Origin of the sequence: Bacteroides sp. 2_2_4 (assembly GCF_000157055.1) — a bacterium.
Lineage (GTDB): Bacteria > Bacteroidota > Bacteroidia > Bacteroidales > Bacteroidaceae > Bacteroides > Bacteroides ovatus.
On record NZ_EQ973362.1, the window covers coordinates 234,790 to 246,674 of the forward strand.

An 11,885-nucleotide genomic window follows, 5' to 3' on the forward strand; every position below is an offset into this window, starting at 1 on the left:
ATAGCGCCAAATAGCAGATAAAACAACAATGGTCGGAAGATGAGAGGCATTTTACCATGCTCATCTTCCGACCATTTGTCCGGTATGTGATTACAATAAAATCAGTTTTCTTTTGTCAATAGACTTTCCAGTTCTTCCGCATTCAGGCGGAGGTAGAATTGTCCGCGATAGGCTACGGAGATAGCGCCCGTTTCCTCTGAAACAATAATGGCATGTGCGTCCGACTGTTGAGAGATTCCCATCGCTGCGCGATGCCGCAAGCCAAGTTCTTTCGGTATATTCAAATCATGGGATACAGGAAGAATACATCCTGCCGCCTTGATACGTTTTTTGCTGATTACCATTGCGCCATCGTGCAACGGACTATTCTTGAAGAATATATTTTCGATTAAACGTTGGTTGATCGCCGCATCAATCAGTTCGCCCGTACGGACAACTTCGTCTAAAGGAACGTTATGCTCAATGACAATCAATGCGCCGACTTTCTGCTTCCCCATATTCAAACAAGCCATTACCACCGGCATGATATCGTCATGCTTCAACGACTCTTTTTTCGAACCGTTAAAAAGACGGGCCAGTGCGCTGACATGTCGGTGAGACCCCAAAGTCAAGAGGAAACGGCGTATCTCATCCTGAAAAAGAACAATCAACGCGATCACACCCACATTCATCAATGTGTCGAAAATAGAGCCCAACAATTTCATTTCCAGCACTTGCGTCACCACCAGCCAGATCAGGATAAAAACCAAAATTCCGGTGAATACCTTGATGGAGCCGGAAGCTTTCATCAGTTTGTAGGTATAGTACAAAACAAAAGCTACCAGCAGGATATCGATAAAATCTTTTATACCAAACTCAAAAAACATGCACCCTCCTCTTATTTGTCATATCCACTCTCTATTTTTAATTTCTCTGTGATCCGGACAGCTTCCACCGCCTCACGCACATCATGTACACGCAGGATGTGCGCTCCTTTCATTAACGCAACAGTGTCCAATACGGTTGTCCCGTTTAATGAATCTTGCGGGGTTCCTCCCAATAATTTATAAATCATTGATTTCCGCGAAACTCCCACTAAAACGGGAAGTTCGAATATGTGGAATTCTTCCAGATGTGCCAATAGTTCATAATTATGTTCCAGTGTCTTTCCGAATCCGAATCCCGGATCGAGAATGATATCTTTCACTCCCAAGTCGCGAAGTTGCTGCACTTTACGGGCGAAATACAGGAAAACATCTTTTATCAGATTATCATAAGACGGTTCTTTCTGCATATTTTGGGGAGTTCCCTGCATGTGCATCATTATATAAGGTACTCCCAAGTCGGCTACTGTCTGAAACATCCGGTGATCCATTTCACCGGCAGCTATGTCATTAATCATAGCCACTCCATATTCTTTCACACATTCTTCCGCCACATCAGCCCGGAAAGTATCAACGGAAATAATGGCTTCGGGATGATTACGGTTCAGAATCTCCAAACCGGTGCGCAGTCTTCGCATCTCTTCTTCAGCAGAAATATGTTCGGCATTCGGTCGTGAAGAATAGGCTCCTATATCAATTATTGAAGCACCTTCATCAAGTATCTGCCGGGCCCGGGCAGCAATGTCTTCTTCAGTCTGCATCCGGCTGCCGGAATAAAAAGAATCGGGAGTAACATTTAAAATTCCCATCACCTGCGGAGTAGCAAGATCGAGCAACCGCCCTTTTACATTTATATAAATAGGAGATATAGGTTTCATCATTGACAACATTCCTTTTAGATCGCCTACAAATGTAGATAAAAAAAGCAAGTATTCGTACTAAAAAGAAGAAATAAACGTATATTTGCAAACTATAGAAGAACCCGAAAAATTCATACCATGAGCCGATTAACCCTATTTCGCGTAGGATTTCTTTTCCTCATTTTGTTCTTTACCACTACTGCTAAAGCTCAAAAAGAGGCTGAAACCTTCAATGTTGACTCTACTCTCTATGAATATTATCAACGTTGTCAAGAATACTTGTTAGAGCCTGTTGTACTTAATATGTCCGACACTTTATTCCGAATGGCCGGCGAACGGCAGGACGAACGAATGCAGGCAGTAGCCATAGCCACTCAACTGGATTATTATTATTTTCAGGGAACCAATGAAGACAGCGTAATCCACTATACCAACAAAGTAAAAGAATTCGCCAAGGCCACTCATCAGCCTAAATACTATTACTTCGCATGGGCTAATAGATTAATCACCTATTACCTAAAAACAAGCAGAACAAACATAGCACTTTATGAAGTGCAAAACATGTTAAAAGAAGCTCAAGAAGAGGATGATAAGACCGGCCTCTCCCGTTGCTATAACATCATGTCGCAAATCTACACCATCAAAAGATTCGATTCGATGGCGTTCGAGTGGCGATTGAAAGAAATCGAACTGACTGAAAAATACAAGATCGAAAACTACAACATCTCCCAGACCTATGCCCAGATAGCCAACTATTACATCAACCAGAAAAAGCAAAAAGAAGCATTAGCTGCTGTGGAAAAAGCCATTGCGACTGCCAATTCCTCTACGCAACAAATATCTGCCAAGTTGGAATTTGTAAACTACTACAGCAAGTTCGGCGACTTTCAAGCTGCCGAAAAATTACTGAAGGAGTGTCAGACAGCGTTTGAACAGGACAAAAGACTGGAGTCTATCAAAAAGAGACTGTATAATATAGAATGTTTATACTACCAGCAGACCAAACAATATCAGAAAGCGCTGGAAGCCGCAAAGATGCAGGAAAAAGAAGAACGTCGTTTAAGCGAAAGCATACTTAGCAGCATTCATTACCGCACACAGGGAGAAATCTACCAAAAGATGGGGAATATGAACCTGGCGGTCAAATATCTGCAAATGTACATCAACGCGGATGACTCTTTGAAAATAGCCAATGAACAAGTGTCCAGCAGCGAATTCGCCACCTTATTAAATGTAGAAAAGCTCAATGCCGAAAAGAAAGAACTCATGCTTCAGGCACAAGAGAAGGAGTTGCATAATAAAACAACCTTGATTATTTCATTGATTATTTTATTAGGTATCTTATTCATATTCCTTTATAGAGAAAATTTCTTGAAACGCAAACTGAAAGTTTCAGAGGCCGAACTTAAAACAAGGAATGAAGAACTTATGGTATCAAAGGAAGAATTGCGTAAAGCCAAAGATATAGCGGAAGCAAGCAGCCGGATGAAAACGACGTTTATCCAAAGCATGACGCACGAAATCCGCACACCGCTCAACTCTATCGTAGGCTTCTCGCAAGTATTAAGCGACCATTACAGCAATAGTCCGGAAACACAGGAGTTTGTCAATATCATCAAAAGCAACAGTAACGACTTGCTTCGACTGGTGACTGATGTGCTCACGCTGTCCGAACTGGATCAATATGAACAACTGCCCACCGACGCCGAAACAGACCTTCATGCGATCTGTCAACTTGCATCTGAAGTTGCCAAAGATAACACGCAGAAAGATGTGGAGGTTTTATTCGAACCTGAAAGAGAAAGCCTGCTCATACGCAGTAATTCGGAACGTATATCACAAGTATTGAACAACCTCGCACATAATGCCGCTAAATTTACGACTCATGGCAGTATTCGCATCGCTTATTCCGTATTGGAAGCTGAAAAGAAAATTGAAATCAGTGTGACCGATACAGGAACAGGCATCCCGAAAGACCAACAGGAAGCAGTATTTGAACGTTTTTACAAAATGAACTCTTTCACGCAGGGCACCGGGCTCGGACTTCCGATATGCCGGAGTATTGCCGAAAAGTTAGGAGGCAGCCTCCGAATCGACACTTCTTACACAGAAGGATGCCGGATGATCCTGACTCTTCCTTTGATATATGCCTAAGCAAAAAACTGCCCGAACTCCCATCAAATCCGAAAGAATAGCCTATCTTTGCAACGTTTTAAATAAAAGATCAGGTTATGAAACTTTCTGCTCTTTACCAGATTTTTCTGGATTGCCAATCAGTAACTACTGATAGCCGGAACTGTCCGGACGGTTCTTTGTTTATCGCCTTGAAAGGTGAGTCGTTCAACGGTAATGCATTTGCCAAATTAGCACTGGACTCCGGATGCGCGTTTGCCATTATCGATGAAATACAGTATGCCGTAGAAGGCGATCAACGATATATACTTGTAGACGACTGCCTGCAAACCATGCAGCAGCTTGCCAACTATCATCGCCGCCAACTCGGAACGCGAGTGATCGGCATTACGGGCACTAATGGGAAGACAACCACCAAAGAGTTAATTTCCAGCGTTCTCTGCCAAGCCCACAATGTACTCTATACTTTAGGTAATCTCAACAACCACATCGGCGTACCGACTACCCTGCTACGGTTAAAACCGGAACATGACCTTGCCGTCATTGAGATGGGCGCCAACCATCCGGGGGAAATCAAGTTTCTTTGCGAAATAGCCGAACCGGATTATGGTATTATCACTAACGTAGGCAAAGCTCATCTGGAGGGATTCGGTTCTTTCGAAGGAGTTATCAAGACCAAAGGAGAGCTTTATGATTTCCTCCGCAAGAAAGATGCCATCACCTTTATCCATCACGATAACCCCTATTTGATGAATATCTCACAGGGACTGAACCTGATTTCTTATGGAACAGAAGATGATCTCTATGTCAATGGCCGGATTACCGGCAATTCGCCTTATCTTGCTTTCGAATGGAAAGCCGGTAAAGACGGTGAAGCCCATCAAGTCTGTACACAATTGATCGGAGAATATAATTTCCCCAATGCCCTGGCTGCAATCACTATCGGACGTTTCTTCGGAGTGGAAACAAAGAAGATCGATAAAGCTCTGGCAGAGTATACGCCACAGAACAACCGTTCCCAACTTAAAAAGACAGAAAATAACACGCTTATCATCGACGCATATAACGCAAACCCAACCAGCATGATGGCTGCCTTGCAAAACTTCCGGAATATGACAGTTCCCCACAAGATGCTCATATTAGGAGATATGCGCGAACTGGGTGCTGATAGCCCGGCCGAACACCAGAAAATCGTTGACTACATCAAAGAAAGTAATTTTGAGAAAGTATGGCTCGTGGGAGAACAGTTTGCCGCAAGTGAACATTCTTTTAAAACTTATGCAAATGTGCAGGAAGTTATAAAGGATTTGCAAGAAGATAAACCCAAAGGATATACTATTCTCATTAAAGGTTCCAATGGAATCAAACTTAGTTCAACGGTAGAATTTCTATAAAGCCGGAATGATAAACGGTGAACGGTAAACGGTGAATAATGGTTGACTATATCATATCCATTATTCACCGTTTACCGTTCACCGTTTATCATTCACCGTTGTTGTTCATAGGTTGCCTTTTACTGCTTATTTATTTTCATCCTCGGTCGTACGACATAATAGGCCACTAAACTAGCCAGAACCGCCCCTGTTGTATTGGCCGCAAAATCCAACCAGTCTCCACCCCGGTAAGTAGTACAATATTCCTGCAACAATTCCACACAACCACTAAAAAGTACAGGGCAAAGGAATGCGCCTACCCATGCATGCCATATCGGAGCATTGTCCCTGCGATGTGCACGCAAAAATTCCAGCCACAGCATCCCCGACATACCCAAATACATACAAACATGAACCAGTTTGTCGAGGTTGGGAATTTCATCTAAATCCGTCTTAGGCGGTTTAAAGAACGACAGATAAATCACTGTCAGAATGATAAAAAGCGAGATTGGATATTTCTTAATATAAGATAGCATATCTAAATAATGTTACAATTTTCGTGCAAATATAAGTATCATTTTCTATATTTGCGCTCTAATACGTATATTTTATAACGATTTGTAAGATAAAACAAGATTTATGGCAAAAAATGATAGAGCAAACTTCGGCAGTAAATTAGGAGTCATACTCGCTTCTGCCGGCTCTGCAGTCGGATTGGGTAATATATGGAGGTTTCCCTATGAAACAGGAAACCATGGAGGCGCTGCTTTTATATTGATCTATTTAGGCTGCATTCTTCTTCTGGGATTGCCTATTATGATTGCCGAGTTCCTGATAGGACGCCGTTCGAGAGCTAACACAGCTAGAGCATATCAGAAATTAGTACCTGGAACACATTGGCGTTGGGTAGGACGCATGGGGGTATTGGCAGGCTTCCTGATACTTAGTTATTATGCTGTAGTAGCAGGATGGACACTCGAATATATTTTTGAAGCTGCTACTAATGGCTTTGCCGGAAAAACCTCCGGAGAGTTCATATCCTCTTTTCAACAATTCTCCAGTAGCCCATGGAGACCGGTTGTATGGTTGGTGGCATTCTTGTTGATTACTCATTTCATCATTGTGAAAGGGGTAGAAAAAGGAATCGAAAAGTCCTCCAAGATCATGATGCCTACCCTGTTTATCATTATCCTCATACTGGTTGTTTGCTCGGTCACTCTGCCGGGAGCCGGTGCAGGTATCGAATTCCTGCTCAAGCCCGACTTTAGCAAAGTGGACGGAAATGTATTTTTGAGTGCCATGGGACAAGCGTTCTTCTCATTGAGTTTGGGAATGGGATGCCTTTGTACGTACGCCTCCTATTTCAGTAAAGAAACCAACCTGACCAAAACAGCTTTCAGCGTAGGAATCATTGATACCTTTGTGGCGATACTAGCCGGATTTATCATCTTCCCGGCAGCTTTTTCCGTAGGCATACAACCTGATTCAGGTCCGAGTCTGATCTTTATCACCCTGCCTAATGTATTCCAACAGGCATTTAGCGGAGTTCCCATACTGGCATATATATTCTCTGTCATGTTTTATGCGTTGTTGGCAATGGCTGCTTTAACTTCTACCATTTCCCTGCACGAAGTAGTAACCGCTTATTTACATGAGGAGTTCAACCTCTCCCGTGGAAAAGCAGCAAGGTTAGTCACCGGCGGTTGTGTCTTCCTCGGAATATTCTGTTCACTATCACTGGGAGTCATGAAAGGATTTACCGTTTTCGGACTGGGCATGTTCGACCTCTTCGACTTTGTAACAGCTAAAATCATGTTACCACTGGGCGGATTGTGCATCTCCCTCTTTACCGGATGGTATCTGGACAAGAAGATTGTATGGTCGGAGATTACCAATGACGGTTCATTAAAGGTACCGGTATACAAACTCATTATCTTTATATTAAAATATATCGCACCAATCGCCATCTCACTGATATTTATCAATGAACTGGGATTAATCAAGCTATAATGTGGAAAGACTTCCTTTATTATACTAAAACAGAACGACAAGGCATTATCGTCCTTGTCGTTCTTATTTTAGGAGTATATGCCGCCCCTAAACTCTTCTCCTTTTTCACACACGCTGAAGATACCGACTGCAGAGAGAACGAGAAGTTCGATAAGGAATACAACGACTTTATTTCCTCCCTCCGGGAAACCAAACCTCACCAAAAGTCCGGTCATTCTTTTCAATCATCCCCTCAAAGGGAAATCAAGCTTGCGATGTTTGACCCGAACACCGCAGACTCCACTACTTTTCTTTCGCTTGGATTACCATCCTGGATGATAAAGAATATCCTGCACTATCGCTATAAACAAGGTAAATTCCGCCACCCGGAAGATTTCCGAAAGATATATGGACTCACGGAAGAACAATACCAGACTCTTCGTCCTTATATACAAATTACAGAAGATTTCAGTTCGACAAATAAAGACACGGTACGATTGTTAACCGCACCAAGCATACAACGGGACACCCTTGTGAAATATCTCCCGGGAACTGTCATCAGTCTCAACTCCGCAGATACCACCGAACTGAAGAAGATTCCGGGAATCGGAAGCAGCATTGCCCGGATGATTGTGAATTACCGCGAACGGCTGGGAGGCTTTTTCCGAATAGAGCAGTTACAGGAGATTCATCTAAAGGCAGAGAAACTCCGTCCGTGGTTTTCCATTGACACCCATCAGACACGCCGCATCAATGTAAATAAAGCCGGCATGGAACGAATGATGCATCATCCATACATAAACTACTACCAAGCAAAGGTTATCATAGAATATCGGAAAAAGAAAGGATTCTTAAAAAGTCTGAAGCAATTATCTCTCTATGAGGAGTTCACTCCTATTGATCTTGAACGGCTAGAGCCCTACATTTGTTATAATTAATAAAAAAAAGATGCATTCCTATCACACCAGACAAGAATGCATCACACACAAACAAAACAAACACTCTACTATCATCTTCACAGACTTCCGTAGAGAAGCGACTATAAATATATAGCTAAAAGATAGAACACTTGCAAGGCTCTACCTTTTTGGTATACATTTTTAGAAATTAGGTTCTCTAATTAATCTTTTTTAATCATACCATCCACTATATGAACGGTCCGGTCCGTAATTTTGGCAAGCCCCTCGTCATGCGTCACAATGACAAAAGTCTGCCCCAGCCGGTCTCTCAAATCGAAGAACAGTTGATGTAAATCTTCTTTATTATGTGTATCCAGACTACCGGATGGTTCGTCTGCCAGAATAACTGCCGGATCGTTGATTAAAGCCCTCGCTACCGCCACCCGTTGTTTCTCGCCTCCCGACAATTCATTCGGTTTATGAGAAGCCCTGTCAACCAGTCCCATAAAATCCAGAATCTTCATAGCGCGTTCGTGCGCCTCCTTCGAAGATACCCCAGCGATTAGAGCGGGAATCATCACATTTTCCAATGCCGTGAACTCCGGCAGTAGTTGGTGAAACTGGAAAACAAAACCAATATTCTTATTACGAAATGCAGATAGTTCTTTCTCCTTCATCCGACTCACCATTGTTCCGTCAATCTGTACCACACCTGCGTCCGGTTCATCTAAAGTGCCCATTATCTGCAATAACGTAGTTTTACCCGCACCGCTCGGGCCTACAATACTAATAATTTCTCCTTTGTTGATTTCCAGATCAATGCCTTTCAACACCTGTAATGAGCCGAAACTCTTCGTAATCCCTTCTAGTTTTATCATAATAGCCTTATAATCGTTTAATGACATATTCAGCCAGATAACACCCAAACACGGCCGGCATATAACTAACTGTTCCACATGTCGATTTCTTATTCTGTTCATCCTCCGTCAGCAATACCGCTTTCGGATCGGCTTGCTCCGTACTGAATACCACCGGAAGTTTCCGTTTCATTCCCATCTTCTGCAAACGCTTTCGCACAGCCTTACTCAAACCGCAATGATACGTCTCCCAAAGATCGGCAAAACGAACCTGAGTAATGTCACTCTTCGCCCCTGCTCCCATACTGGAAACTATCTTTATACGACGTTTCATCGCTTCATAAATCAGAAAGCATTTCGGACTGATCGTATCAATAGCATCTACTATAAAATCATATTTATCGGCATCCAGCAGTTCCGGTATATTTTCATCCTTCAGGTAAACAGGAAGGACAGTCAGCTCAATCGCCGGATTTATATCTTTATAACGGGCTGCCAACACTTCCGCTTTCGTCCTCCCCAGCGTGGAATGCATGGCCGGCAACTGACGATTCATATTAGTAGGCTGCACTGTATCGGCATCTACAATCGTCATCCGCCCGACACCTGCACGGCAAATCATCTCGGCGGCATAAGCACCTACTCCACCCAGTCCCACGACCAATACGTGCGCGTTCCGGATGCGTTCCATCTTTTCCTCTCCTAACAGGAGTTCCGTTCTCTGTTGCCAGTCGTATCTTTCCATTAGTTTTTCTTTAACCATTTATAGAACCATTTGCCGACCTTCTCATAATGTTGAGACTCATTATGTCCACGAGGATCGGAGAATGACACAATTTCCTGCGGTTCGCCAAACTGGTCGGGATACAGGATTATCAAACTATTATTAGAGAAATATTTTCCTAATTGTGCCGGGAGACGTTCAAAAGAGGGATCATAAGAGATAGATCCGCGACGGGCAGAGATAACTACCAATAAATGGTCATAATTCACCTGCCCTGTCAACAGCAAGAGATCCTCCCACTCCTCCAATATGGAGAATTCCGTCGGAGTACCTGCATGTCGCTTTTTCACAAGTTGCTGAACACGCATCAATGTACGCTCATTGGCAAAAAAATGCACCCGACAGCCCAGGATACTTCCCATACGGCAGAAGTGTTCCACCCATTTAGAGAATCCCGACTCATATTCGGCCTTTGGCGGAACGGCAATATTGATTCGACGCAGGGTATTAACAGGCATCAGGAATTTGGCAATCATCACTTCACGATGCGTACCTTTCAACAGACTTTCGGCCAGATGTCCGAAGAAAGAGTCGACAATATTTGCTTTCCGGTGCAGACCGATCACAATATCCGTAGCTTCATACTCCTTGATTGTATGGATAATCCCCGAAGCAATATTCAAGTCATAGCGACTCACCATCGTAACAGGCACATCGGCAGCAGCGGCAATCATAGCCGCCTTCTCCAGATTACGTTTACCCTGCTGCTCTTTCTTCTCCGAACTGTTATTGTCATTGATAACGTTCAATGCCACCAATGCATTTTTCTGCTTGGCATCCTTTATTACTAAAGCCAGATTAATCAAATCTTCAATCGTCTCCGGGTTAGCCACCGGAATCAAGATTTGTTCCGTATTTACTTTTTTAGCTTCTTCTTCCGCCTGCACATTCTCATCCAAAGCAAAACGACGTGCCGAACGTTCGGTTACCAAAGAACTGATGACACAAGTGAAAAGTATCATCACTACCGTACCGTTCAATACATCATCATTCAGCAACCGTTCTCCATTCTCCATAATGATTTCATGACCGATCAACACTGCTGCCAGTGTAGCTGCGGCCTGCGCATTACTCAAACCGAATATCATGCTCCGTTCATTGGACTGCATCCGATAGATCTTTTGTGTGATCCAGGCAGCCAGCCATTTGCTAAAGGTTGCCACCACTGTCATCACAATAGCTACTTTCAATGCTTCACCTCCGGTAAACAGGCTTCTTACATCAATAATCATTCCGACGCCAATCAGAAAATAGGGAATAAACAGTGCATTTCCCACAAATTCCAACCGGTTCATCAAAGGAGATACATGAGGAATCAAACGATTCAACACTAATCCTGCCAGGAAAGCACCTAAAATTCCTTCCATTCCCACAAATTCCATCAATCCTCCTCCGAGGAAAACCATCGCCAGCACAAACACAAACTGCATCACGCTGTCATCATACTTCCGGAAGAACCAGCGTCCGATACGGGGGAAAAAGAATACAATCAGGAATCCGAGGAAAGCCACTTTTGCCACAAGAAATACCCAGAACCAACCATCAACAGTGCCTTTAAACATACCACCTATGACGGCAAGAATAATCAAAGCAAGAGTAACGGTGACAGCAGTACCACCAATGGTGATATTGACACTGCGCAAACGAGACAATCCGTAACGGCTAATAATAGGATAAGCAATTAAGGTATGAGAAGCGTACATACTTGCCAACAATACCGCCGTGAGAAAACCATATCCCAGCATACTCATACTACTCCATATCCCTAACGCCATAGGAATCAGAAAGGTGAGCCAGCCGAACACGAAACTTTTCGTCCGGTTCTTCTTAAAGTCCTCCATATCCATCTCAAGACCGGCAAGGAACATGATGTAATAGAGTCCTACTTTACCAAACAGTTCAAAACTACTGTCGCGGTCGAGCACATGAAAGCCGTGTTCGCCAATCAAGACACCCGCCAGAATCATGCCTATAATATGAGGTATATGGAGACGCCCCAAAATCATCGGAGCAAAAAGAATGATAATTAGTACCAAAAAGAACACCCAGGTCGGATCAGAAATCGGCAGCGTTAAATTGAGATCAAACAGGTTCATAGGCTGTGTTTTTTAGGAATTTTCTGCAAAG

Annotated in this window: 10 protein-coding genes; 4 read left to right on the plus strand and 6 right to left on the minus strand. The window is 43.2% G+C overall.

Annotated features, from left to right (window positions below; genetic code table 11):
- Positions 1 to 101 precede the first annotated feature (101 nt).
- Both cdaA and folP read right to left on the minus strand, forming a co-directional pair.
- Positions 102 to 866 carry a diadenylate cyclase CdaA gene (gene cdaA, locus BSCG_RS10160; RefSeq protein WP_008776466.1) on the minus strand — a complete coding sequence of 255 codons (765 nt, stop codon included), beginning with the start codon at positions 864 to 866 and terminating at the stop codon, positions 102 to 104.
- 11 nt (positions 867 to 877) lie between these two features.
- A complete protein-coding gene (gene folP, locus BSCG_RS10155) occupies positions 878 to 1,744 on the minus strand; it encodes a dihydropteroate synthase (RefSeq protein WP_175285325.1) in 867 nt (288 codons plus the stop codon).
- A gap of 117 nt (positions 1,745 to 1,861) precedes the next feature.
- Here folP and BSCG_RS10150 point away from each other — a divergent pair, with 117 nt between their 5' ends.
- Both BSCG_RS10150 and BSCG_RS10145 read left to right on the plus strand, forming a co-directional pair.
- Positions 1,862 to 3,877, plus strand: a complete 2,016-nt coding sequence (locus BSCG_RS10150) for a sensor histidine kinase (protein WP_008776468.1) — start codon at positions 1,862 to 1,864, stop codon at positions 3,875 to 3,877.
- A 77-nt stretch (positions 3,878 to 3,954) separates the two neighbouring features.
- The gene (locus tag BSCG_RS10145) at positions 3,955 to 5,250 is read left to right on the plus strand and encodes a UDP-N-acetylmuramoyl-tripeptide--D-alanyl-D-alanine ligase (RefSeq protein ID WP_008649550.1); all 1,296 of its coding nucleotides are present in this window, start codon (positions 3,955 to 3,957) and stop codon (positions 5,248 to 5,250) included.
- A 119-nt stretch (positions 5,251 to 5,369) separates the two neighbouring features.
- On the opposite strand, the gene BSCG_RS10140 is transcribed toward BSCG_RS10145, so the two are convergent.
- A complete protein-coding gene (locus tag BSCG_RS10140) occupies positions 5,370 to 5,765 on the minus strand; it encodes a VanZ family protein (protein WP_008649548.1) in 396 nt (131 codons plus the stop codon).
- Positions 5,766 to 5,868: 103 nt separating this feature from the next.
- Between BSCG_RS10140 and BSCG_RS10135 the strand changes: the two genes are divergently transcribed.
- Together BSCG_RS10135 and BSCG_RS10130 are read left to right on the plus strand one after the other, a co-directional pair.
- The gene (locus BSCG_RS10135) at positions 5,869 to 7,239 is read left to right on the plus strand and encodes a sodium-dependent transporter (RefSeq protein WP_004309661.1); all 1,371 of its coding nucleotides are present in this window, start codon (positions 5,869 to 5,871) and stop codon (positions 7,237 to 7,239) included.
- Complete coding sequence (locus tag BSCG_RS10130) at positions 7,239 to 8,156, plus strand: helix-hairpin-helix domain-containing protein (protein ID WP_004309660.1); 918 nt, start codon at positions 7,239 to 7,241, stop codon at positions 8,154 to 8,156. The genes BSCG_RS10135 and BSCG_RS10130 overlap by 1 nt, the downstream gene beginning before the upstream one ends.
- Before the next feature lie 182 nt (positions 8,157 to 8,338).
- On the opposite strand, the gene BSCG_RS10125 is transcribed toward BSCG_RS10130, so the two are convergent.
- The 3 genes from BSCG_RS10125 to BSCG_RS10115 are packed head-to-tail and all read right to left on the minus strand — an operon-like array spanning position 8,339 to position 11,854.
- On the minus strand, positions 8,339 to 8,995 hold the full coding sequence (locus BSCG_RS10125) for an ABC transporter ATP-binding protein (RefSeq protein ID WP_004309659.1): 657 nt from the start codon (positions 8,993 to 8,995) through the stop codon (positions 8,339 to 8,341).
- A gap of 7 nt (positions 8,996 to 9,002) precedes the next feature.
- Entirely contained in the window at positions 9,003 to 9,737 is a 735-nt protein-coding gene (locus BSCG_RS10120) for a ThiF family adenylyltransferase (RefSeq protein WP_032842925.1), read from the minus strand.
- The gene (locus BSCG_RS10115) at positions 9,719 to 11,854 is read right to left on the minus strand and encodes a cation:proton antiporter (RefSeq protein ID WP_004299709.1); all 2,136 of its coding nucleotides are present in this window, start codon (positions 11,852 to 11,854) and stop codon (positions 9,719 to 9,721) included. The genes BSCG_RS10120 and BSCG_RS10115 overlap by 19 nt, the downstream gene beginning before the upstream one ends.
- Positions 11,855 to 11,885 lie beyond the last annotated feature (31 nt).